A 23,950-nucleotide genomic window follows, 5' to 3' on the forward strand; every position below is an offset into this window, starting at 1 on the left:
CCTACTCACATTTTGATTTTTATGACGTTGTGGGAGCCTCCGGCGATTTCTGCTATACTGGTCACAGTGAATATTGGAGGGTTACCGATGGCAGTTGTAGTTGCCTTACTTATCAATCCGGTTGGTTTGGTGTTTTGGCTAGCGCTAGGTTTAACGATTTGGTTTGCTGTCAATCGCACTGATCGCGAGCGCCGCCGGTATCTGCGCGCAATTCATCCCAAACATCCAGAAATTGGTCGGTTCTTCTGGATCGGACTTGTCGTAGGTGCGCTAGTCTCGCTGGTAATGGTTATTGGACGACTGCAGATCAGTTTAGCTGCTTTGCTTGCATTAAGCGGCTTGACGTTAGTAGCATTGCTATTTTCTAAATGGCGATTTAGCCCTTGGTGGCTAGGTCTTGCCAGTCTGGCGGCAGTTGGTCAGTCTGGTTTGCTAGCTGAACAGCATGCAGCTAATTTAGCTATTTTGGTCGGCCTATTATGGCTAACACAAGCTGGACTTGCGAGATTCAACCGCGGCGATGAGATCGAGTCGCCTGTGATTCAACAAGACCGCCGCCAGCGGCAAAGTGCGGCGTTTGAGTTGCGGCAACTGTTCTGGGTGCCGTTAATCTTACCTGTTGCTGTTGAAAACGTCAGCAACCTCCCACTGCTGGCGGTTACAGTGCAGTCTTTGACTTTTGTGGGCTTGCCGTTGCTTTTAGGTGCGACCTTCATGACTCCGCGAGATCGCGCTCAGACGGCTTGGCGGCGAAGTTGGCCGTGGTATGGCGGCGCAGGTGGCGTGCTTATCGTTTATGGCATTGTTGCCCGCACCATGACCTTGCCTTTGCTGGTTAGTCTTGTCTTTCCAGCAGTGGTGAGTTTAGTATTGGTTGGCGGCTTCATTTGGCAGGGACGGCAGGTGCATCTGACGGTGACTTTAGCCGATCAAGGTGTGGTGTTGATTGGTGTCGTGCCGCATACACCGGCTGCAGAGATGGGCTTACAACCCGGTGATCGTGTATTGGCCTGCAATCACCATTCCGTGAACAATTCTCGTGAGCTTTACGATGCCATTCAAAAAGAACCAACCTATTGCCGCTTGCGGCTTCGACAGGCAGATGGTGAGCTGCGATTAGCTGAGACGGCCATTTTTGCCGGTGCCCCACACGAACTTGGTATGATTTTATTTCCGGAGGAGACAGCATGAAGAAGATCTTGATTGTTGATGACGAACCTGCGATTTTGACGTTGCTGCAATATAATTTGGAAGCTGAACACTATCAGGTCGAAACAGCGACAGATGGTCAGGAGGCTTTGGATAAAGTACGCAACGAGCCATTTGACTTTATCATCCTCGATTTAATGCTGCCGAGTCTGAGCGGCTTGGATGTTACCCGCAAAATTCGTGAAGATAAAATTCAGACGCCGATTATGATCTTGACTGCCAAAGACAATGAAACCGATAAAATTGTTGGCCTAGAACTCGGAGCAGATGACTATGTGACTAAGCCGTTTTCGCCGCGGGAGATCATTGCTCGGATCAAGGCGATTGAACGACGGAGTCAGAGTCAGCCGCAAACCAGTCAAAAACCGGGCAACAGTGATCAGATCACAGTTGGCCAGATCGCGATTGATCCAGAAAATTATAAGGCCAGCAAGGGTGGCAAACGTCTGCAGTTGACGCCAAAAGAATTTGAGCTACTGGTTTACTTTGCTCAACGTGTTGGCAAGACCTTGTCTCGAGATGCTTTATTGAACGGGGTTTGGGGATTCGATTATCCCGCAGAGACGCGAATGGTGGATATTCAGGTCAGCCATTTACGCGATAAAATTGAAACGGATCCGAAACATCCGGACTATTTAAAGACAGTTCGCGGTTTCGGATACCAAATGGAGGCACCCCATGAATAAACGAATCATTCGGCGTGCACTCATCATTAGTCTGCTATCATTGGCAGGCTTTTTTGTGCTCGTGACAACGGTGAATCAACAAATTGTCCATCAACAAGCGCGTGATCTTCGGCGGGTCGGCCGGACGTATGCGGCCTCGAGTCATGATGGGGTCAATCGGCAAGCATTGGCAGAGTCAGAGGCAGCCTTCATCACGGTCATTCCCAATAATCCGCGGACCACGCGTCAAAAAGTGATGGCTGATGCCTTGCGTGGTAATCGGGATGCAGCGTTTGTAACAACCGTCAACGTGAATGGTCGAACAGAGCAAGCGTATTTATTCCAAAATAAAGGGCAGTGGGTGGCAGTCAGCCGCTTTAAGTCAAGTGTCTGGACAACTGCACCAGAGCAATTCTGGCTCCTAACGCTTGCCTTTGCGGCATTGCTCGCTGCCATTCTCATTTGGCTTTTTCGATCTGAACATCGTTATCAAGAAGCGATTGAAGTCATGAGCCATAATCTAGATCGCATCCGTCGAAAGAAAGACCCAGATCCGGTGATTTTACCGCCTGATTCACCTTTTGTACCAGTTGCTCGCCGCATCAATGCATTGGCCGCTGAACAAGCCCATCTCCGTGAAAAAGTGGCGGTGCGTCAATCAAGTTTTGATCGGTTGATTGATAACTTGCCATTGGGAGTCATGCTGATTGACACCGATAAAGATGTCATCTTGCATAATCACGCCATGTCGCAGCTGCTAGGTCATCAAATCCCGCAGCCCCGACACAGCTACCTTGATGATGTTAAAACTTATGCCTTGGCGCGCATGATCGAACACACTTTTCGCCATGAAAAAGCGCATCATCAGGAACTGACAATTTTGACCACGCAAAAATCCGTTGATGCTTCGGTTATTCCTTTGAATCAAGGCATCAGTCGGTTGCAGGTGCTGGTGATTCTATATGATGTCACTTACTTGCGACAGGTTGAAAAAATGCAACTGGACTTTGTCGGGAATGTCAGCCATGAATTGAAGACCCCAGTCACAGCTATTTCTGGATTTGCAGAGACTTTGCTTGGCGGTGCGAAGAATGATCCGGCGACCTTGGACAGGTTCTTAGGGATTATTTATGACGAGAGCAAGCGATTAACACAATTAATTAATGACATTTTGACCTTGAGTCGACCGGATTCCAACCAAAATGTGGCTGCATCGGTTGCTTTGAAAAAATTGGTCGATGATGCATTGCATAATTTGGCCAAAGTGATTCAAGACAAGCAAATTCGCGTTGAAGTGGCAATTACCCCGGATCTATTGGTCGTGACTGACGAGCGCAAATTGACCCAAATCGTGCGCAACTTATTGAACAACGCAGTCTTCTACAATCGCTTGGCTGGTCATGTCACGATCAGCGCCCAGGTTGTCGATCATCAGCTGTCACTGGCAGTTGCCGACACTGGGATCGGGATTTCTGAGACGGAACAGGCCCGGATCTTCGAACGCTTTTACCGAGTAGATAAGGCTCGCAGTCGTCACAATGGCGGTACCGGTCTCGGTTTAGCGATTGTGGCCGAACTGGTTAAGAGTATGGATGGTCATGTTGCGGTTCACAGCCAAGTAGGGGTTGGGTCAACGTTTACGGTCACTTTGCCTGTGGGTGAGGGCCCGCACAGAGGATGAAAAACTGCAGCCATCATGCCTTTACACAATCTTTACATTCAATGACATGAACATTTACATGTAACTGATAAAATAATTGGAGCTTGAAATGGAGGATTTCGTGTGAAAAAAATTGTGACCCTGTTGAGCCTGCTGTTTTTGCCACTGTTAATCAGTGCTTGCAACAGCAGCAGTCAACAGTCGGGAGAATCGATCACCGCAGTTGGATCAAGTGCCTTACAGCCCTTGGTTGAAGCGGCGGGTGAACAATATCAGACGGAACATTTGGGGGTCTTTATCAACGTCCAAGGCGGCGGGAGTGGCACAGGTTTAAGCCAGATCCAACAAGGTGCTGTGGACATTGGTAATTCGGATCTTTTTGCTGAAGAAAAAGCTGGTATCAAGGCCAAAGCATTGGTTGATCATAAGGTAGCAGTTGTCGGGATCGCCCCGATTGTGAATCCGAAGGTTGGCGTTAAAAACGTCTCGATGGCACAGCTGCAAAAAATCTTTCTTGGTGAAATTACCAACTGGCAGCAGTTGGGCGGCAAAAATGTGCCGATTGTTCTAGTCAATCGAGCGCAAGGCTCAGGCACACGCGCGACTTTTGAAAAATGGGTGATGCAAGGCAAACAGCCAATGGCCGCTCAGGAGCAGGATTCTACCGGGATGGTTCGACAAATTGTCGGCAGTACGCCAGGTGCCATTTCTTATGTGGCGTTTTCGTACATTGATAAAACAGTTCAGGGGCTCTCAGTTGATGGCGTCGCACCCACGGATGCAAATGTCACGACCAATCAATGGCGCATTTGGTCGTACGAACATATGTATACGAAAGGGCAGCCAAAAGGACTCACTAAGAAATTTTTGGCTTATGTGATGTCACCAGCTATTCAGAAGAAGCTTGTTTTGAAAATGGGTTACGTCCCGATGACACAAATGAAAGTGGTTCGGGACGCGAATGGCAAAGTGAGCAAGCAGTAACCTGTGATGTTATCAAGACACGGTCAGATCCGTTGGCTGTGTCAGGTGTCGGACAGAAGCGTGATCTAATCCGGATAGAAACCGATGTTGTGGTCTTCGCCGGGAAGGTTTTAGTTAGAAAGCGCGTTTAGGAGGTCAAGATGGATCCAATTCGGGAAGCAATGCTCAAAAAATCGCGTTCAGCTAAGTTAGAGCAGCGTGGTAAACTGATCAGTTTGCTTTGTATCAGTTTAATTGTGATTGTGGTGGTGGCAATTTTCTTCTTTGTGGCATCGAAAGGACTAGCTACCTTCTTTCAAAACAAGATTAATCTTTGGTCGTTTCTAAGCAAAAGTGTTTGGAATCCGTCAATCAAAGATGCGCACGGCAATCCCGAAGTTGGCGCCTTGCCAATGATCGTCGGTTCGTTTGGTGTGACATTCCTGTCAGCAATTATTGCGACGCCGTTTGCGGTTGGCGCAGGCATTTTTATGACTGAGATTTCCCGTAAATGGGGACAGAAGATTTTGCAACCGGTGATTGAATTGCTGGTTGGGATTCCATCGGTTGTTTATGGGTTCATCGGTCTCTCCGTCATCGTGCCTTTTATTCGCCACATTTTTGGTGGTACTGGGTTCGGGATTTTAGCTGGTACTTTTGTTTTGTTCGTCATGATTTTACCCACTGTGACATCCATGACCGTGGACGCGTTAAAAGCTGTTCCACGACATTATCGTGAAGCGTCATTAGCATTAGGTGCAACACGCTGGCAAACCACGTATCGCGTGGTTCTACGTGCTGCGATTCCGGGAATTCTGACTGGGATTGTGTTTGGGATGGCACGTGCCTTTGGTGAAGCACTGGCGGTTCAGATGGTGATTGGGAACGCAGCGCTTTTACCGAAAAATTTGGTTTCTCCAGCTTCGACACTGACCTCTGTCTTGACGAGTGGTATTGGCAACACAGTTATGGGGTCGCTAGATAACAATGCTTTGTGGTCTCTGGCATTGTTGCTGCTCCTCATGTCGCTAGCCTTTAATCTGCTGATTCGCTGGATCGGGAAGAAAGGGGAGTTGAACAAATGAATCCAAAAGTTGCTGATAAAATCGCAACGACGGTTTTGTATATCGTCTCAGGTATCATCATTATCATCTTGGCTAGCCTTCTTGGATACATTCTATTTCAAGGCTTACCTCACATCTCCTGGCATTTTCTGACAAGTCCGGCTCAAAGCTTTGAGGCTGGCGGCGGGATCGGTATCCAGTTGTTTAACTCCTTTTATCTCCTGCTGCTCGCAATGTTGATTTCCACGCCAATTTCATTGGGTGCAGGGATTTACTTGAGCGAATATGCTAAGAAAAACTGGCTGACCGATGTCATTCGGACGTCCATCGAAATCTTAAGCTCGCTACCTTCCGTGGTGGTTGGTTTATTCGGCTTCTTGATTTTCGTGTTGCAGTTCAAGTTTGGCTTTTCAATTTTATCCGGTGCCTTGGCGCTGACGGTTTTCAACCTGCCGTTGTTAACGCGTAACGTGGAAGACTCGTTGCGTGGAGTTGAGTATGAGCAGCGCGAAGCCGGTCTGGCGCTTGGCTTGTCACGTTGGGAAACTGTCCTGCATGTTGTCATTCCTGAAGCATTGCCAGGTATCATTACTGGGATGATTCTCGGCGCAGGGCGTGTCTTCGGTGAAGCTGCGGCCCTGATTTATACAGCTGGACAAAGTGCGCCAGCGTTGGATTTTACCGACTGGAATCCTGCTAACATCGCAAGTCCGCTTAATCCTTTCCGTCCGGCCGAAACATTAGCCGTGCATATTTGGAAGATCAACTCGGAAGGCATTCAGCCAGATGCCGTTGCCGTCTCGGCCGGTGCAAGTGCGGTCTTGGTTCTAGCTGTTCTGCTGTTTAATCTCGGTGCGCGCTACTTTGGCAATCGCCTGTTCAAAAAAATGACCGCATCCTAATGTGAATACGCACATGCCATTGCAGTGAAGTTGGTGATGGTGGTCATAAAGTTGGCGACAAAACGCTTGGAGGCTCACGATGCAAGAACTTGAAAAATATTCATTAGATGACACTTATATTCGTCCATTCGATCGCGACAAGCAGGAAATTGCGATCGAAACAGAGAATCTACGCGTTTTTTATGGTGAGAATGAAGCCATTCATAATGTCTCTTTACCGTTTGAGCGGTATAAGATTACGGCATTAATCGGCGCCAGCGGTTCAGGGAAGTCGACTTACTTGCGCTCGTTGAATCGCATGAATGATAATATTGAAGGTGCACGTGTCACCGGCAAGATCATGTATCGCAACCTTGATATCAATAGTGACGCGGTGGATGTCTACGAAATGCGTAAGCATATTGGTATGGTCTTTCAGCGGCCTAATCCATTTGCCAAATCTATTTACGACAACATTGCCTTTGCCTTACGTCGATTTGGATTAAAAGACAAGCAAAAACTCGACGAGATAGTTGAAACCAGTTTGAAGCAGGCGGCGCTTTGGGACCAAGTCAAAGATGACTTGAATCAAAGTGGCATGTCACTTTCAGGGGGGCAGGCGCAGCGTTTGTGTATTGCCCGCGCGATTGCGATGAAGCCTGATATTTTGCTGTTAGACGAACCAGCCAGTGCGCTGGATCCGATCTCAACTTCGGCGGTTGAGGATACCTTGATGTCATTGAAGGATAAGTATACGATTATCATCGTCACACACAACATGCAGCAGGCCGCCCGAATCAGTGATTACACGGCGTTCTTCTACAGCGGAACGGCGATCGAATATGACGAAACCCGCAAAATCTTTACCCGGCCTAAGATCAAAGCGACGAACGACTATGTCTCCGGACATTTCGGCTAGGAGGAACACATGGCTGAAGCAAAAAAAATCATTACCAGTTCAAATGTTCATCTTTTTTATGGCAAATTTGAGGCTTTAAAAGGCATCGACCTAGACTTCAATCAGAATGAAATTACGGCGTTAATTGGGCCATCTGGCTGTGGTAAGTCAACGTATTTGCGAACCCTGAATCGGATGAATGATCTCATTCCGGGTGTCACCATCACTGGCAATGTCAGTTTGCGGGGCAATAACATTTATTCGCCCAATGAAGATGTCGTTCAATTGCGAAAACAAGTCGGCATGGTTTTTCAACAACCTAATCCATTTCCTTTTTCGATTTATGAAAATGTCATCTATGGTTTGCGGCTGGCAGGCATTAAGGATAAAGCCGTTTTAGATGAAGCCGTTGAAACCAGTTTGAAGCAGGCAGCAATTTGGGACGAGGTTAAGGATCACTTGCATGAAAGTGCCTTATCATTGTCAGGTGGTCAGCAGCAGCGGGTCTGCATCGCTCGGGTGTTGGCCGTTAAACCGGATGTGATTTTGTTAGACGAACCAACAAGCGCGCTTGATCCGATTTCGAGCACGCAGATCGAAAATATGCTGCTGGAATTGCGTGATCAGTATACGATTATTCTGGTAACTCACAGTATGCACCAGGCCTCGCGGATTTCAGATAAAACGGCTTTCTTCTTGACGGGTAATCTGATTGAATTTGCTGACACAAAACAAATGTTTTTAAATCCAAAGGAAAAGGAAACCGAAGATTACATTACTGGACGCTTCGGATAGGAGGGGTAGTATGCGACGACTTTTTGTTGATGAATTGAACGATCTTCATGTGCGCTTTTCGGAAATGGGGATGATGGTCAACGAGGCCATCTATAAGTCCGTGAAAGCATTCATCAATCACGACAAGGCCCTGGCCCGCGAAGTGATTCATGAAGATAAGCATATCAATGAACGTGAAGTAGATTTGGAAAAACGCAGCTTCGAATTGATTGCACTGCAGCAGCCGGTTACGACTGATTTGCGGGTGATTGTGACGGTCATGAAGGCCAGCTCTGATTTGGAACGGATGGGTGATCATGCGGTATCAATTGCTAAATCTACCATTCGGGTCAAGGGTGAGACCCGGGTTCCTCAAATCGAGGAAGATATCGCTGGCATGGCTGAAGCGGTTAAAGAGATGGTAGAACAGGTTCTGGATGCGTATGTGAAGGAAGATTCTGCTCGCGCCCGCAAGATTGCGCTTGAAGACCATGGGATCAATGACTTTTCATCACGAATCTACAAGGAATGTATTCGGCAGATGCAGGATAATCCAGAAACGGTGATCGGATCCATGGATTACATGCTGGTTTCTTCCTATCTTGAACGAATTGGCGATTATGTCACCAATATCTGTGAATGGATTGTTTATCTCAAAACAGGGAAGATTACTGAATTGAACTCAAACGCTATTGAGGATAAGTTCTGAGAAAATGACGCTCTTGCTGGCTTGCAAGGGTGACTGAAAAAGATTGACATTGATTGTTATTTTGAAAGAGGGATGATTTTTACTTTTGTGAAAATCATCCCTCTTTTGATCTCTCATGGATGACTTACTAATATCTAAAGATCCCGGTGCCAAGGCGGAGCAATCATAGGCTAGATGGGGTTCAGCCGTGCAAACATCATCAGCTCAGCGTTGCCAGCCCCATCTGGCTGGTGACTGTGGATAGATTCCTTTTTGATGAACGCGCTGATGATGTGTCTCATGTCAATAACCAGATGAATAGATGCATTACTTTCAAGCGTCCGTCTTCCGACCCGTTCAAAAATCAACCTTTGGACCTATGCGCCCCGGCGCGAATCCGTGCATACTAATCATGTAATCAAATCCTGGAGGGATAACCCATGAATGAACGCGAAAGAATTTTAGACCTAGTTAAAAAAGGCGTTATTTCAAGCGAAGAGGCGCTGGTACTTTTGGAAAACCTGGCGAAACGTCAAGGTTCCCAGCAGGCCGCTAGCCCGGCCGATAACACAGCTCCCGAAGAAACTTCGGAAACGCCGAATACGGATGATGAGCATGCAACCAGTGACACGGATCGCAATGAAGCGCTGACAGAACTCAACACTGAGATTGCTGAAGCAGCAGGTGCCTTAGATGCTGCTACCGCACAGGTTACAACTATTGGTAAACAAATCGATGCGAACAACGAACAGATCATCGTGCTGGACACGATGGAAGATCTCGAAGCCCTTTCCCCGGAAAAATACCAAAAGCGCGGGGATTTGAAACAGGAGAATCAGAAACTGACTGATCAGTTGGCCGAACTAAAAGGCCAAATTGAGTCTCTGAAAGCGAACCTTGCCGGCTTACGTCACCAAAAGCATGATTTAGAGCGTAAGAAGCTTGGCGACAAGATTTTAAATGACGATTGGCAAAAAGATGCTCGCGATGCTTTTTCTGAGTTTGGCAAAAACTTAGGTGATGCAACCACGCAACTGGGTGGGTTCGTGAAGGATACTGTCAACAATGTTTTGGATAACGTTGACTGGAAGAATGTCACCATTACAGTACCCGGTTTAGCAACTGAAAAATTTGACCATGTTTTCGATTTTCCAGATAGTCAGGCAACGATTCTTGATGTGAAAGTTGCTAATGGTGACGTGAAGTTCAAGACTTGGGATCAGCCAGGCATTCAAGTTGCTGCTGCGATCAAGTTGTACGGCAAAATGGATGCCGCATCGCCGCTGGATGCGTTCAAAGACCGGAGCCGCATTGATGTCACGGACGATCATTTTAGCTTCCAAGTGCCAAACAAGCGGGTTCAAGCTGATTTGGTCATCTCATTGCCAAAGCGCAGTTATGATCATGTTGCTGTCCGGTTATTAAATGGCAGTGCAGACTTAACTGGCATTACCGGTAAAGATTTCTATGTTAAGAGTACAAATGGTCAGATGAACTTCACTCATGTTGATGGTGTCATGATCGAGAGTGAAGGTGTCAACGGCTCAATCAAGGTTCAAGGTGGTCATACCCATGACTTGTTGCTCACAACAGTGAATGGCGATGTCAGTGTTGATGCCGATCCGGCAACGGCCGCCTTAAAGACAGTTAACGGGACTGTGCGAGCTACCTATCACACGGACTTCACGACGCTTGAAGGCACTTCGATGAACGGCAATGTTAAAGTCGCCGTGCCGTCCTCCATTGCGCTTAACGGCGAGGTTCGGACGCATTTTGGCAGCATCAAGAGCCGCTTGAGTGAGGTTGCCGAACCAGCTAAGGGGATTAAGCGTCTGGAACTGACGCGTCCCGGGACTGGCAGTAGTGAAATGAAACTCAATACAACCAGTGGTAACATTCAATTAAAAGATTCAAATGACTGAGGGGATTGCTTATGCCTTTTCTATTAATTCCATTAATGTTCTTTATCATTGGCTTGATCATCGTGGCGGTTTTTGCCATCGGGATATTCCTGTTGAAACTTCTCATTGTACCGGCCTTACTCATCATCTTAGCTGTGTGGCTCTTCTCGCGGCACGATCGGTCTGACCGTTATGATCGTCGGCGTCCGCGTCACCCTTATCGTGATCGCGACTCATCTCGGCCCCGAAAAAATGCAACGCATGTGACCGAGTCGCATGACGATGACTGGAGCGATTTCTAATGAACTTCGTCAAACGCACCATCATAACGACGGCAGTTTTCCTGATTTACGCGCAACTGTTTCCGGCTCAGCTTTATGTGGCAGGATTTGGTGTTGCGGTAGTCGGTGCATTGGTGCTCGGCGTCTTGAATGGTCTGTTGCGACCAATTCTAGTGATTCTGTCGATACCAATCACGATTCTGACACTAGGTTTGTTCCTGATCGTGCTGAATGGTTTGATGCTAAGCATGATGACTTGGTTCGTACCAGGCATTGTGTTCAGCGGTTTCGGCGCTACGATGTTGCTGGCGGTCATTATTTCCGTGTTGAATATGATGTTTGTCGGCAAAAATTAAAGTGACGATTGAAAATGGCTTGCGATCTGCAGGCCATTTTTGCGTGACTTGAATGAACTAAAGGCTTATCGTTACCTTCCAACGAAGCGCACAATGTGAATGACCTTTTGCGAATGTTTCAACCTGCTGACCATAAGGGGAATCGACTTATGGTAAAATAGAGCAAATATGGCGAAAGAAAGGTGGACTTCATGGCAGACAGCGTGACAGTGCGGCAGTTGGTTAAGGCAACCAAGCTCGAGGTATACAGCGGCGAGGAGTATCTTGATCAGCGGCAAGTCGTTTTGAGTGATATTTCGCGTCCCGGCTTGGAACTGACTGGCTATTTTAATTACTATCCACATGAACGGATTCAATTGTTCGGTCGAACGGAAATTTCATTTGCGCGAAACATGTCATCCGAAGAACGTTTATTGATTTTAAAGCGCATGGCAACTGAAGATACCCCAGCATTTTTGGTATCGAGGGGGTTGGAGGCGCCGGCAGAAATGATCACCGCAGCGACAGCGGCTCATATTCCTGTTTTGGGATCGCGTTTGCCGACGACGCGTTTGTCGAGTCTGATTACCGAGTATTTGGATAGTCAGCTGGCGGAGAGGCGCAGTATGCATGGGGTGCTAGTCGATATTTATGGGCTCGGCGTGCTGATTACCGGCGATTCTGGTGTCGGCAAATCCGAAACAGCGTTGGAATTGGTTCAGCGTGGGCATCGCTTGATTGCCGATGATCGGGTTGATGTTTATCAACAGGATGAACAAACCATTGTCGGGGCTGCACCGCCGATTCTTTCGCATCTGCTGGAAATTCGTGGCTTGGGCATTATCGATGTCATGAATCTTTTCGGTGCTGGCGCTGTTCGTGAAGATACTACTATTTCATTAATCGTCCATCTCGAGAATTGGACACCAGACAAAACCTTTGATCGGCTTGGTTCTGGGGAACAGACACAATTAATTTTTGACGTGCCAGTGCCAAAAATCACAGTGCCAGTCAAGGTCGGGCGTAACTTGGCCATCATCATTGAAGTCGCGGCCATGAACTTCCGCGCCAAGTCAATGGGCTATGACGCCACCAAGACATTTGAAAAAAATCTTAATCATCTGATCGAGCATAATGAAGAAACCGACCAGAACAGTTCGGGGGACAAATAACTTGTTATTAGCACTTAATCCGATCGCTTTTCAATTAGGCGGTCTGGAAGTTCATTGGTACGGTATCATTATTGCCAGTGCCGTTCTAATTGCGGTTTATCTAGCGATGCGCGAAGCACCCAAACGCGGGATTAAGGAAGACCACATTTTGAATCTTATCTTGTGGGCGTTGCCGTTTGCCTTGATCGGCGCACGGCTTTACTATGTGGCGTTTGAATGGCCTTACTATGCCGCTCATCCCGGCGAAATCATTGCTATTTGGCATGGCGGGATTGCGATTTACGGTGCATTAATTGCCAGTGTCATCGTTTTTGCCATTTATTGTCGGGTCCAATGGTTGCCAGTTTGGCTTGTCCTCGATATTGCTGCACCAACTGTGATGTTGGCGCAGGCAATTGGTCGCTGGGGCAACTTCATGAATCAAGAAGCCCATGGTGCTGTGACCACGTTAGCCTATTTACGCGGCTTGCATTTGCCAGAATTTATCATTCAGCAGATGAACATCGGTGGGGCATATCGTCAACCGACTTTTCTGTATGAAAGCATGTGGAATCTAGTCGGCTTTGCTTTGCTCATGACGGTGCGTCACCATGAGCACTGGTTTAAGCAAGGCGAAGTGGTGTTGAGTTATGTGATGTGGTACAGCTTTGGCCGTTTCTTTGTTGAAGGTATGCGGACCGACTCATTGTATGTCATGCCCGGGCTGCGTGTTTCACAATTGTTGTCGATCATCTTATTTGTTGCAGCGGCTGGCTTAGTTTGGTATCGGCGGCGGCAAGGAAATGTGGCATGGTATTTAGACGGCAATCCGCTTAAAGCGGTGGAATAGGAGTGATTTTGTGCCAACGAAAATAGCAGTGTTAGGTGCTGGTTCTTGGGGCACCGTGCTAGCCAATTTATTAACTGAAAATGGTCATGAAGTTGATTTGTGGAGTCACAATCCGGATCAGGTAGCCTTGATGAAGCGGACGCATCAAAATGAACACTATCTTGGTGCTGAGTTTACATTACAGCCGGCTTTGCATGTGACTGCTGACCTTGGCCAAGCCTTGGATCAAGCGGCGGTCATTTTGTTTGTTGTTCCAACCAATGCGATTCGCAGCGTGGCCGAGCAAGTTAAACCAATTCTGCAAGCTCATAAAGGGCGCGGTGAACAACCGATTATTGTTCATGCTGCTAAAGGACTTGAACGTGGCAGTGAGTTGCGCATCTCGCAAGTGCTCGCAGAAGTCTTGCCGAAGGAATTGATTCAAGGTATTGTTGTGATTTCCGGCCCGAGTCACGCCGAAGATGTCGCCACTCACGATATCACAACGTTAACCGCCGCTTCCGATGATTTGAAGTTGGCAGAAAAAGTGCAGAAGCTGTTCATGAATGATTATTTTCGGTTGTATACCAACACAGACGTCATTGGCGTTGAAATTGGTGCCGCTCTGAAAAACGTGATTGCCATTGGCGCTGGTGCCTTGCACGGTCTCGGCTATGGCGACAACACCAAAGCGGCCTTGATGACTCGCGGTTTAGCTGAAATCAGTCGGGTCGGCGTGAAGCTAGGTGCCGAACCGTTGACTTTCATCGGCTTATCTGGTGTCGGTGATCTGATTGTGACCTGTACCTCGGTCCACAGTCGTAACTGGCGAGCCGGCAACGCACTTGGACAAGGTGAAAAGTTGCCGGATGTGTTGAAAAACATGGGGATGGTGGTTGAAGGTGTCTCAACGACCAAAGTTGCCCATCAAATGGCCCGTGAACTTGACGTTGACATGCCAATCACAGACGCGATTTATCAAGTGCTCTACGAAAACGCGCCGATTCGTACTGTCATTACTGACTTGATGAAGCGTTCTGGTAAGCCGGAATTCGATTTTGACAATGCGAGTTTACAAAAACCATAAAACCATGTATATTAAACAGTATAGCTTACTAATTGTAAGCAATATGGCAAAAGGAGAGACTGCCCATGGCAAAAAAATATGATGTAATCGTGATCGGTGCCGGCCCAGGTGGTATGACGGCTGCACTTTATGCATCGCGTGCCAATTTATCTGTGCTGATGCTGGATCGCGGCGTCTATGGCGGGCAGATGAACAACACCGCTGAAGTTGAAAACTATCCGGGTTTCAAGTCAATCCTCGGGCCAGATCTTGGTCAGAAAATGTATGATGGTGCCACCCAATTTGGTGCTGAGTATGCCTATGGCAATGTCGTTAGCGTTCAAAACCGCGGTGCCGTCAAGCTAGTGAAAACTGACGAGGATGAGTACGAGGCTAAAGCGATTGTCATTGCGACAGGCGCAGAGCATAAGAAGTTGGGCGTACCGGGCGAAGAAGCCTACAGTGGCCGTGGCGTTTCATACTGTGCTGTCTGCGATGGCGCCTTCTTTAAGGATCGCGAGTTGGCCGTTATTGGTGGTGGCGATTCCGCGATTGAAGAAGGCCTTTACCTGACACAAATGGCCAAGAAGGTCACAGTTATTCATCGCCGTGATCAATTGCGTGCTCAGCAGATTATCCAGAAGCGAGCATTTGCCAATGATAAGATGCATTTCGTCTGGAATGCTCAGGTTCAGGAAATCCAAGGTGACGATATGAAAGTCACCGGCGTGAAGTACCGTGATAAGGAAACTGGCGAGGAACATGTTTTGCCAGTCGCCGGGGTTTTCATTTATGTTGGCATTATGCCGATGACTGAAGCCTTTCAAGATTTAGGTGTTCTGGATGAACATGGTTGGATTCCAACCGACGAGCATATGCGGACAAAGGTTCCAGGCGTTTTCGCGATCGGCGATGTTCGCGCCAAGGACCTGCGGCAGATTACCACAGCTGTTGGTGAAGGTGGTACAGCTGGACAAGGCGTCTTCAACTATATCCAGAGTTTGAATGATACGAATATTGAGATTAAAGCTTGATTTGAAAACAGGTTGAGATATTACTCATACCCAACAAGTAAAGGCCGACGATTTCCCTCTACCCTGGAAAATTGTTGGCTTTTTTCGTGGATAATTTTTTGTTGGATTTAAAGATACTAGTGCCAAGGCGTAGCAATCGTAGGCCAGATGGGGCTCAGCCGTGCAAACAACACAGCGACGGTCTCTGGAGCTGATGTTGTTAGGCGACTTCGAGACCGGTTTTTGGGCTCGAAGCGCCGTCTCCGCTCTAGCTCCGCGTCGCCAGCCCCGTCTGGCCGGAGATTGCGGAGTTTGGCACGGCAAGAAAGTATTAGCCTAGCACTGTCCTACGATTATTCGGAATTTAATGATTCACAAGTCCGACGAGGAAATTATGGCTCGGCCTCTTTTTTGTGGATGCGAGCAGAAACACTTAGAAACAAGCAGTCTTGGAAACTTGTTTTAGCTAGCACGCATCATCGGTAATAAAAGAATTTTCTTATTTGAGCGCGTTTTCAACCCAGCACTCGTCCACTTATAGTATGATTGGGACGGGAAGGGTATTGCCCGAAATTATTAATTATAGACAGATGGGAGCTGATCACGTGAGTTATCGTGATACGTATCAACAATGGGTCGACGAACCGACCCTTGATCCGGAGCTGAAAGCTGATCTTAAGAATATGGCTGATGATGAGACGACTAAGGAAGAGGCATTTGCTGCTCCTATGGCGTTTGGCACGGCAGGCATGCGTGGTGTTCTTGGTGCCGGGATTGGTCGGATGAATATTTACACGGTTCGGCAAGCCACTGAAGGTTTGGCCCGGTTTATGGACACACTGTCGGATGAAACTAAGGCCCGGGGGGTTGCGATTAGTTACGACTCCCGTTACATGAGTCAAGAGTTTGCTTATGAAAGTGCCGGGGTCTTGGGTGCTCATGGTATTAAGAGTTATGTTTTTGATCAGTTGCGGCCAACACCGGAATTAAGTTTTGCGGTGCGTCATTTAAAGACCTATGCAGGCATTATGATCACTGCTAGTCATAACCCTAAGCAGTACAATGGGTATAAGATTTACGGTCCAGATGGCGGGCAGATGCCACCGGAAGAATCCGACAAAATCACCAAATATGCTCGTTCAGCAGCGGATCTTTTTGCTATCAAGTCTCTGAACGTCCATGTGCTACGCGCCAAAAAGTTGATGCAACCGATTGGTGAAGATGTTGATGAAGCTTACTATGCTGAAGTGGCCACGGTCACCATCAACCATGATTTGATTAACAAAGTCGGCAAGAACATGTCGTTGGTTTATAGCCCACTGCACGGGACTGGACGGATTCCAGCGCAAATGGTTTTGCGTAATGCTGGTTTCGAAAACTTCCGGTTGGTACCTGAGCAAAGTATTGCTGATCCAGAATTTGCAACTACCCCATTCCCGAACCCAGAGTTCGCTCAAGTCTTTGACTTGCCAATTGCATTAGGTAAAAAAATCGGCGCTGATGTCTTAATCGCGACTGATCCCGATGCTGATCGGCTGGGCACAGCAGTTAAAGTCGGCGACCATTATCAGTTGTTGACGGGTAACCAAATCGCTTCGGTCTTATTGCATTATATTCTGGAAGCGCGCAAGCAAGCTGGCACACTGCCGAAGAATGGCGCGGTTGTGAAGTCAATCGTGTCGACGGAATTGGCAACCGCCATTGCGAAGGATTATGGCGTGGACATGATCAATGTGCTGACTGGTTTCAAGTTTATCGGTGATCAGATCAAGCATTTTCAAGCTACTGGCGAGCACGAATTTCTGTTTGGCTTTGAGGAAAGTTACGGCTATCTGATCAAGCCATTCGTGCGCGACAAGGATGCGATTCAGTCAACAGTGCTGCTGGCTGAAGTTGCCGCCTACTATCAGTCACAAGGCAAAACGCTTTGGGACGGCGTTCAGGAACTGTACAAGAAGTATGGTTACTATGCTGAAAAGACCGTTGGTGTTGACTTTGAAGGGGTTGACGGTCAGAGGCAAATGGCTAACTTGATGACCAAGTTCCGCGAAGAACAGCCTGCTGATTTTGCGGGTGTCAAGATTACGAAGGTTGAAGACTTCCTGAGTCAGGAAGCTAAATCTGCTGATGGCACTGTCGAAAAACTGACCATGCCATCAAGCAACGTTCTGAAGTACATTTTGGCAGACGGTACTTGGATTGCTATCCGGCCATCCGGCACCGAACCGAAAGTTAAGTTCTATGTCGGTACCAAAGCAGACACAGAAGCTAACGCCCAAGAAAAATTGGATGCCTTCGAAAAGGCGCTCAATGATTTTCGTGAAGAAGCTTAGTTTGTTTTAAACGAATCAATGTGTGAATCCTGACGATTAAGCAGGTGAAGCAAGATAGCGGCGAACGTATTGTCCCAAATTTGGGACAAGGCGTTCGCCGTTTTCTGTAGGGACTATCCGGACTTTTTCGGTTTCTAAAAGCGATTGTTCAAGGTCCTTTAAAAAACGTTGTCATGCCCACAGCCATGTTTCTCCGGTATACTTTAATCAAGGTAATGATACGGGGGTGGCATGATGATGAACTATTTAATCGTTGAAGATGAACCGGCATTAGGCGAGACACTGCGCGCCTATTTGGCCAAAGACGGTCAAGCCGTGCTAGCGACCTCGTTAGCGCGAGCCAATGAACGAGTCGCGCAGATTTCGCCCGATGTCATCATTTTAGATCTGAGCATGCCCGATGGTGACGGCTTGACTTGGTTAGCGCAATGGCGGAAGCATTTGACTGCTAAGGTAATTGTTTTGACGGCTAATGACGAGGAGCTAACGATGCTAAAAGGACTCCGACTTGCTGATGATTACGTGGTAAAACCGGTTAGTTTACGTGTTTTAAAGGCTCGCATTGCTAAACAGCTGCCGATGACAGTGCAACAATTTGGGGCGGTTAGCCTGAATTTAGCCACTGGTCAAGTGACGAAAAATGAGACAGCGGTTGTGCTAACCGCGGCCGAGTATCGTTTGCTGGCCTATTTTTTTGCCAACCCCAATCAAATTTTGGCAAGAGATCAGTTGCTAGCAGCCTTGTGGGACACGCGTGAGCAGTTTGTGGCGGATAATACTTTAACCGTGACCATCAAACGCCTGCGAGAAAAGCTTGAGGATGATCCGGCACATCCGACCTTAATTCGGACTGTGCGGGGAATGGGGTATTTTATTGATGGTTAAGCATGATTATTGGGCTTTGCCGGAAACAAAAAGTGTGTTGAAACTAACAGTGTGGCTACTGGCTATCCTGTGGACTGTTTTACTGATGGTGATGGTGTTTGTCCCAGAAACTCGTATTTGGTTGGCTGCCATGGGTGTCGGTGGCACGTTGATCAGCAGTTGGATCGTGTGGCGTTGGGCAGTCAGGTTTAGTCGACGCTTTGATTTGGCGCTGCGACAACTAGATCTGACAAAGGCAGGTGCAAGCAACTATGCGATTGATCGGAATGATGAAGGACTGTTTTCCGATCTCAATAATCGACTTTATCAATATGCCCGCCAAATGCAGGCTGAACGCACGGCAGTGAAGCGTGATCGCGATCAGCTGAGTGTTGCTATTACCGATATTGCGCATCAGTTGCGAACACCTTTAGCGGCGAATAATAATTTGCTTGAAATGATGACCGCAGCTAATTGGGAGGTCACCCGTCAGGAGCTTTTAGCGCAGCACACGCGTCAAGCAGAGTTAGTTGAGCAGCTCATTTTATTAGCTAAGGTGGATACACATACGCTGAGCCAAACTAGACAAGATGTGAGTGTAGCGGCGCTGGGGAAAGAGGCATTGAAGCCACTGCTGCGAATGGTTGCTGATAAGCAGTTGACGATTGATTGGCAGGTATCACCAGACCTAATGCTTCATGTGAACCCGGCATTGGTCAAAGAAGCGTTGGTCAATGTCTTGAAAAATGCGGTTGAACATACTGCTTTTGGCGGTCAAATTCAGATTATTGGGATTGCTGATCCTATTCGCGTCCGCCTGAAGATTATCAATACAGGCTTGCCAATTGCTGAAGCAGATATGCCTCATTTATTTGAGCGTTTTTTCCGTGGTCAATATGCCACTGCCAATAACGTGGGCATTGGGTTAGCGATCGCTGCTGGCATTACGCGTGAAAACGATGGCCGCTTATCTGCTGAAAATACCGCGGAAGGCGTACAATTCACGTTTGAATTTTTTCGTTGAGCGTGTTTTGTCACTTACTTGTCACTTACCATTGATAGGCTGAGAGTATCATAAGAAAGCCAACACAGATTGATGTGTCAGGCGCGAGGAGGGGTACTAGTGGCCATTTTGACAGCACGACAACTGACGAAGCAATATGCAGGGGAAAGTCGACCAGCGTTAGATCACGCTGATTTTAGTATTGAAAAAGGTGAATTTGTGGCAATCGTTGGGCCGAGTGGTTCGGGTAAGTCAACCTTGCTACATCTGCTGGGCGGTATTGATCAACCAACCAGTGGTCGGGTACAGCTATACGATACAGATATTTATGCTTTGGATCAGACCCAATTGGCGATTTTTCGGCGGCGACAAGTCGGGTTGATTTATCAATTCTATAATCTGATTCCCGATTTGACAGTGGTCGAGAACATGACGCTGCCCGCTGACTTGGACGGTCGAACCGTCGCGACATCTGAGTTGACAGAATTACTGGCTACTTTGGGCCTGACGGAAAAGCAAGATGCTTTGCCAAATCAACTGTCAGGCGGCCAACAGCAGCGCGTGGCGATTGGCCGGGCACTGATGAATCATCCGGCCATTATTTTAGCCGACGAACCAACGGGCAACTTGGATCGCCGCAATTCACAAGACATCATGACTTTATTGCGACAGGCGAATATCAAGCAAGGTCAGACTTTAATTGTGATTACGCATGATCCCGATATTGCTAAGCAAGCAGATCGCGTTGTAACCATCAATGACGGTGTGCTGCGTGAAGGGCGGTGAGCGTCATGGGGACGATGACCCATTTAGTTTGGCGTCAACTGATTAAGGAGAAGGCGCGCACGTTCACAACCATTCTGGCGATGGCAGTTGCTGCGACCTTAACTGTGGCCACCTTGATTGGCATTAATTCGGCTCGGCATTCAATGTATCAAGATAATATTCAAAATACGGGCGGCCTACAGTTTGTTTTATCGAAGGTTAACCAAGAAACCGCACTGGCTATTCAGAAAAAAGCCGATATTTCCGAAAGTGTCCGCTATCAGCGACAAGGACAAATCAGCTTTGCTGATCAGGTACCTAACCAACCAGATTCGCCTTTGTTAATGTTGCCGAAACCGGCGCTGCAGCGATTAATCCAACCCATTCTTTTGGAAGGACGGCTACCCCAAAATGAGCAAGAAGTCATGTTAGCCCAAGATTTGATTTCTGATGTTTATGCAGTGGGCAAAACCGTGGCGGCACAGCGCAATGGTCAGCGCGTCGTTCTTAAGATCGTCGGTAGTTACCGTGGCTATGCTGGCCTCATGGCAAGTGATGGCGCTGTCACCACCGGCCATTTTGACGGCACGAAGAACTATGCTGTCGCAGCGGCTTTTGGCAACTATGGCAATTTTTACGCGAAGTTGAAGAAACTCACAGCGCAGTATCATGTCGGATCCGACCAGCAGAGAGTGAACGAATTAGCTTTGAAACGGGCCGGTGAGTCGCGAGATGTCAAGGTCCGTGCCATGTTCGTATTACTTGTCATCGTGGTGCTAAGTGTGATTGGTTTGGTGTCATTGGCGTTGATTTATACCAGCATCAATCTGAGTGTACAAGCACAAACGCAGCGTTATGGCTTATTGCGCTCAATTGGTGCAACGCCGAGACAAATCCGGCAATCGGTGTATCTGCAAGCACTGACTTTGGCATTGCCAGCGATTTTACTGGGTTTGCTTGCAGGAATAGGTGGGTTGTCACTCGCTTTTCATGAATTGAATCGAATTTTTAAGGCGAGTGGTAACACCTTTCAGCTCTTACTCACGATCAGTTGGTGGCCGATTTTAGTCAGCGGATTTTTCATGTTGCTTGTCACGTTACTAGCAGCACGACGACCAGCCAAACGCGCCGCACAAGTGAGTCCGATTGCCGCAGTTCGCGCGCAGTCAGCAAGTCGGAAGGTGAGTCAGCGTATGTTACGGCAAGGGATGCTGGGACGATTTTTGCCGACGCCGATTGCTAAATTGGCTTATAAACATTATCGGCGTTTGGGCTGGTCAAAAGTCACGATGATGACAACGCTGGCCTTGTCACTCATGATCTTTATCGGCTTTACCAGTTTCTTTCGCGGCATGTTAACTTTTAGCGATGAAACGATTAGTCGCCAGGCAGATGTGACGATCACCAAGACACAATCGCTGGCATCAGCGAATTTCTCTTTTAATCCGAGGCGACTGCCAGGGGTGAAACGCGGAACGGTGACTGGCACAACTCAAGTCGGTTTGAAAAACGCTCCTCAAGCATTTCATGATCGGCTGAATGTGATCGTGGTGAGTGACCAAACGTTCGGCACTGTTTTTAAAGATCGGCCGACGATTATCACAGGCAGTCGGTTAGTGACGAACTCAAAAACAGGCAGCACCAGCAGCAATGGGACACGCCAAAAGATTTTGCAGGAACCTTGGAGCTTGCTAACGAGCAAAGTAGCCAAAAGACTTTAACGCAGCCGATGAAGGTCGTCACCAAGACTGCTGCGGAAATGACCGATTGGCTTGTCAGTGACCAAAGTGGTTTGGTGCTTTCTGCTAGCCGGTTCCGTCAAATCAGCCAAGCACTCCAAATTAAAAATGATGACATTACGTATGCCATTCAAGTCTTACTAATTAAACCAAATTTTCATGAGACGGTGGCCAGTGCTTTACGGCATGAAGTGCCACATGCAGCACTTTTTGATCAAATTGAAAATGATGCGCGTGGCAGCAGCTTTCAGCTTGCTATTCAAGTCATGGTCTATGGCTTTTTAACCCTGCTGACCCTTGTGAGTCTGGCGAACATTGTGAATCATATTTTTGCTAATCTGTTGCAACGGCGGCGAAGTCTCGCCATGCTGCAAAGTGTCGGTACGACACCTGGTCAAATTGTTCGGATGTTGGCACTTGAGAATGGGTTTCTGTTTGGGACAAGTATGGTGATTGGGTCTTTGCTGGGGACACTGCTTGGCTGGATTCTGCATCAAGCTGTCAACACCGGTATTACGATGGCTTTTCAGGTTCCTTGGTTAGAGATGGGGATGGCCGGACTTGCATTACTGGCTATCTGGAGTATTTTTGCAGGGATTAGTTTTCAGATTATGCGACATCAGGATATTGATCAATTGATTCGGGTGGGTTAAGACAAAAGTGAAATGATTGATGGCACTGATGCTTCGGTTTCTAACCGGGGTGGTTCACGCTCTTGCTGAAACGCGTTCGCCACCCCAGAAACCTGCACATAAGGACCTCGGACATAAATGGCCAAAGCCCAGCCATTTGTGTCCGAGGCCACTTATGCTCCGGTTTCTAACCGGGCTGGTTCACGCTCTTGCTGAAACGCGTTCTCAGGCGCAGAAACCTGCACATAAGGACCTCGGACATAAATGGCCAAAGCCCAGCCATTTGTGTCCGAGGCCACTTATGCTCCGGTTTCTAACCGCGCCTGATCACGCTCTGCGCTTGCAATGGGCTTCACAAGGTGGTAGTCTTTTAACAATTTAATTTACTGCCATCACTATCACGCCACGAATATCAGGAGGTCATTTAATCATGGGCATGCACCAATTTATCCAAGGACTAAGCAACTTAGAGACACTGCGTCGGGCACCGGGATTCTTTAAGTATCAGGAACATTCAGTGGCGGCACATAGTTTCAAAGTTGCCGAAATCGCGCAAATGCTAGGCGATGTCGAGGAGTTAGCTGGTAACAAGGTTAATTGGCAGATGCTCTATGAGAAATCTCTGAATCACGATTATACTGAACGTTTTATCGGCGACATCAAAACGCCGGTTAAGTATGCTACCCCGACACTGCGCCACATGCTGGCTGATGTTGAAGCGACCATGACGGAGAACTTTATCAAAAATGAAATTCCCCGTGACTTTCAGGATCGCTATCGTCGTCGTCTTTCTGAAGGCAAGGATGCAACGCTTGAAGGGCAGATCTTGAGTGTTGCTGATAAAATTGATCTGCTATACGAAGGTTTTGGCGAAATCGAGAAAGGCAATCCTGAACAGGTTTTTCTGGATATCTACTCCGAAAGCTTAAGCACGATCCTGCAATTTCGGAATCGTCCTAGCGTGCGCTACTTCTTGGAGGAAGTGTTGCCGGACATGCTTGATGAAAAATTTGCCAGCCGCGATCAGCTTGCTAAACTGACTAAAGAAACCATGGCAGAACATGAACCAAACAAGTAGCGAAAGTATGTTCGCTATGTTATAATAAGCAAGACAAAAGTTGGAATGCGCATCATGTCGATTCCAACTTTTTTGATGACGAAATTTTGTTTGGATAATGTAAAAATGCGTTCACTGGGGCCTTTTTCCTGCACGGATTGACACGTGTTCACCTTGTA

Annotated in this window: 21 protein-coding genes and 1 pseudogene; all 22 read left to right on the forward strand. The window is 47.7% G+C overall.

Annotation, left to right across the window (positions count from 1 at the left end; genetic code table 11):
• Nucleotides 1-87: 87 nt before the first annotated feature.
• Entirely contained in the window at nt 88-1,191 is a 1,104-nt protein-coding gene (locus tag LBPC_RS04670) for a PDZ domain-containing protein (protein ID WP_003564197.1), read from the forward strand.
• Nucleotides 1,188-1,895 carry a response regulator transcription factor gene (locus LBPC_RS04675; RefSeq protein WP_003564199.1) on the forward strand — a complete coding sequence of 236 codons (708 nt, stop codon included), beginning with the start codon at nt 1,188-1,190 and terminating at the stop codon, nt 1,893-1,895. The genes LBPC_RS04670 and LBPC_RS04675 overlap by 4 nt, the downstream gene beginning before the upstream one ends.
• On the forward strand, nt 1,888-3,555 hold the full coding sequence (gene pnpS, locus LBPC_RS04680) for a two-component system histidine kinase PnpS (RefSeq protein WP_003661336.1): 1,668 nt from the start codon (nt 1,888-1,890) through the stop codon (nt 3,553-3,555). Before LBPC_RS04675 ends, pnpS begins: the two co-directional genes overlap by 8 nt.
• A gap of 102 nt (nt 3,556-3,657) precedes the next feature.
• Nucleotides 3,658-4,518 carry a phosphate ABC transporter substrate-binding protein PstS family protein gene (locus tag LBPC_RS04685; protein WP_003569539.1) on the forward strand — a complete coding sequence of 287 codons (861 nt, stop codon included), beginning with the start codon at nt 3,658-3,660 and terminating at the stop codon, nt 4,516-4,518.
• 140 nt (nt 4,519-4,658) lie between these two features.
• Nucleotides 4,659-5,582, forward strand: a complete 924-nt coding sequence (pstC, locus tag LBPC_RS04690) for a phosphate ABC transporter permease subunit PstC (RefSeq protein ID WP_003564205.1) — start codon at nt 4,659-4,661, stop codon at nt 5,580-5,582.
• Nucleotides 5,579-6,463: a phosphate ABC transporter permease PstA gene (pstA, locus tag LBPC_RS04695; protein ID WP_003564208.1), complete on the forward strand. Its 885-nt coding sequence runs from the start codon at nt 5,579-5,581 to the stop codon at nt 6,461-6,463. Before pstC ends, pstA begins: the two co-directional genes overlap by 4 nt.
• 79 nt (nt 6,464-6,542) lie before the next feature.
• Entirely contained in the window at nt 6,543-7,361 is an 819-nt protein-coding gene (gene pstB, locus LBPC_RS04700) for a phosphate ABC transporter ATP-binding protein PstB (RefSeq protein WP_003569543.1), read from the forward strand.
• 9 nt (nt 7,362-7,370) lie between these two features.
• On the forward strand, nt 7,371-8,135 hold the full coding sequence (gene pstB / locus LBPC_RS04705; protein ID WP_003578265.1) for a phosphate ABC transporter ATP-binding protein PstB: 765 nt from the start codon (nt 7,371-7,373) through the stop codon (nt 8,133-8,135).
• Nucleotides 8,136-8,145: 10 nt separating this feature from the next.
• Nucleotides 8,146-8,823 (forward strand): phosphate signaling complex protein PhoU, encoded by a 678-nt coding sequence (phoU, locus tag LBPC_RS04710; protein ID WP_003569545.1) that lies wholly within the window; start codon nt 8,146-8,148, stop codon nt 8,821-8,823.
• Nucleotides 8,824-9,242: 419 nt separating this feature from the next.
• On the forward strand, nt 9,243-10,724 hold the full coding sequence (liaX, locus tag LBPC_RS04715; protein WP_003564216.1) for a daptomycin-sensing surface protein LiaX: 1,482 nt from the start codon (nt 9,243-9,245) through the stop codon (nt 10,722-10,724).
• 11 nt (nt 10,725-10,735) lie between these two features.
• A complete protein-coding gene (locus tag LBPC_RS04720; protein ID WP_003564219.1) occupies nt 10,736-11,005 on the forward strand; it encodes a hypothetical protein in 270 nt (89 codons plus the stop codon).
• Nucleotides 11,005-11,340, forward strand: coding sequence for a phage holin family protein (locus tag LBPC_RS04725; RefSeq protein WP_003564220.1), 336 nt, complete (start codon nt 11,005-11,007; stop codon nt 11,338-11,340). The genes LBPC_RS04720 and LBPC_RS04725 overlap by 1 nt, the downstream gene beginning before the upstream one ends.
• Nucleotides 11,341-11,531: 191 nt before the next feature.
• Nucleotides 11,532-12,491 carry an HPr(Ser) kinase/phosphatase gene (gene hprK, locus LBPC_RS04730; protein ID WP_003564222.1) on the forward strand — a complete coding sequence of 320 codons (960 nt, stop codon included), beginning with the start codon at nt 11,532-11,534 and terminating at the stop codon, nt 12,489-12,491.
• 1 nt (nt 12,492) lies between these two features.
• Nucleotides 12,493-13,320, forward strand: coding sequence for a prolipoprotein diacylglyceryl transferase (lgt, locus tag LBPC_RS04735; RefSeq protein ID WP_003578277.1), 828 nt, complete (start codon nt 12,493-12,495; stop codon nt 13,318-13,320).
• A 10-nt stretch (nt 13,321-13,330) separates the two neighbouring features.
• A complete protein-coding gene (locus LBPC_RS04740) occupies nt 13,331-14,386 on the forward strand; it encodes an NAD(P)H-dependent glycerol-3-phosphate dehydrogenase (protein ID WP_003583985.1) in 1,056 nt (351 codons plus the stop codon).
• 65 nt (nt 14,387-14,451) lie between these two features.
• On the forward strand, nt 14,452-15,399 hold the full coding sequence (trxB, locus tag LBPC_RS04745) for a thioredoxin-disulfide reductase (protein WP_003564228.1): 948 nt from the start codon (nt 14,452-14,454) through the stop codon (nt 15,397-15,399).
• 584 nt (nt 15,400-15,983) lie between these two features.
• On the forward strand, nt 15,984-17,711 hold the full coding sequence (locus LBPC_RS04750; RefSeq protein WP_016365261.1) for a phospho-sugar mutase: 1,728 nt from the start codon (nt 15,984-15,986) through the stop codon (nt 17,709-17,711).
• A 237-nt stretch (nt 17,712-17,948) separates the two neighbouring features.
• Nucleotides 17,949-18,596: a response regulator transcription factor gene (locus LBPC_RS04755; protein ID WP_016365262.1), complete on the forward strand. Its 648-nt coding sequence runs from the start codon at nt 17,949-17,951 to the stop codon at nt 18,594-18,596.
• The gene (locus LBPC_RS04760) at nt 18,589-19,599 is read left to right on the forward strand and encodes a sensor histidine kinase (protein ID WP_003661328.1); all 1,011 of its coding nucleotides are present in this window, start codon (nt 18,589-18,591) and stop codon (nt 19,597-19,599) included. Before LBPC_RS04755 ends, LBPC_RS04760 begins: the two co-directional genes overlap by 8 nt.
• Before the next feature lie 99 nt (nt 19,600-19,698).
• On the forward strand, nt 19,699-20,364 hold the full coding sequence (locus tag LBPC_RS04765) for an ABC transporter ATP-binding protein (protein ID WP_003593893.1): 666 nt from the start codon (nt 19,699-19,701) through the stop codon (nt 20,362-20,364).
• 5 nt (nt 20,365-20,369) lie between these two features.
• Nucleotides 20,370-22,735 (forward strand): annotated as a pseudogene (locus LBPC_RS04770) (ABC transporter permease).
• Between the two features lie 409 nt (nt 22,736-23,144).
• Nucleotides 23,145-23,792, forward strand: coding sequence for a YfbR-like 5'-deoxynucleotidase (locus LBPC_RS04775; RefSeq protein ID WP_003661323.1), 648 nt, complete (start codon nt 23,145-23,147; stop codon nt 23,790-23,792).
• Nucleotides 23,793-23,950: the final 158 nt, after the last annotated feature.

The organism is Lacticaseibacillus paracasei subsp. paracasei (assembly GCF_000829035.1).
In the GTDB taxonomy this organism is placed as follows: domain Bacteria; phylum Bacillota; class Bacilli; order Lactobacillales; family Lactobacillaceae; genus Lacticaseibacillus; species Lacticaseibacillus paracasei.

Coding starts and splice junctions, on each gene's coding strand:
- LBPC_RS04670 (WP_003564197.1), top strand. CDS start 88: ATGGCAGTTGTAGTTGCCTTACTTATCAATCCGGTTGGTTTGGTGTTT.
- LBPC_RS04675 (WP_003564199.1), top strand. CDS start 1,188: ATGAAGAAGATCTTGATTGTTGATGACGAACCTGCGATTTTGACGTTG.
- pnpS (WP_003661336.1), top strand. CDS start 1,888: ATGAATAAACGAATCATTCGGCGTGCACTCATCATTAGTCTGCTATCA.
- pstC (WP_003564205.1), top strand. CDS start 4,659: ATGGATCCAATTCGGGAAGCAATGCTCAAAAAATCGCGTTCAGCTAAG.
- pstA (WP_003564208.1), top strand. CDS start 5,579: ATGAATCCAAAAGTTGCTGATAAAATCGCAACGACGGTTTTGTATATC.
- pstB (WP_003569543.1), top strand. CDS start 6,543: ATGCAAGAACTTGAAAAATATTCATTAGATGACACTTATATTCGTCCA.
- pstB (WP_003578265.1), top strand. CDS start 7,371: ATGGCTGAAGCAAAAAAAATCATTACCAGTTCAAATGTTCATCTTTTT.
- phoU (WP_003569545.1), top strand. CDS start 8,146: ATGCGACGACTTTTTGTTGATGAATTGAACGATCTTCATGTGCGCTTT.
- liaX (WP_003564216.1), top strand. CDS start 9,243: ATGAATGAACGCGAAAGAATTTTAGACCTAGTTAAAAAAGGCGTTATT.
- LBPC_RS04720 (WP_003564219.1), top strand. CDS start 10,736: ATGCCTTTTCTATTAATTCCATTAATGTTCTTTATCATTGGCTTGATC.
- LBPC_RS04725 (WP_003564220.1), top strand. CDS start 11,005: ATGAACTTCGTCAAACGCACCATCATAACGACGGCAGTTTTCCTGATT.
- hprK (WP_003564222.1), top strand. CDS start 11,532: ATGGCAGACAGCGTGACAGTGCGGCAGTTGGTTAAGGCAACCAAGCTC.
- trxB (WP_003564228.1), top strand. CDS start 14,452: ATGGCAAAAAAATATGATGTAATCGTGATCGGTGCCGGCCCAGGTGGT.
- LBPC_RS04755 (WP_016365262.1), top strand. CDS start 17,949: ATGAACTATTTAATCGTTGAAGATGAACCGGCATTAGGCGAGACACTG.
- LBPC_RS04760 (WP_003661328.1), top strand. CDS start 18,589: ATGGTTAAGCATGATTATTGGGCTTTGCCGGAAACAAAAAGTGTGTTG.
- LBPC_RS04775 (WP_003661323.1), top strand. CDS start 23,145: ATGGGCATGCACCAATTTATCCAAGGACTAAGCAACTTAGAGACACTG.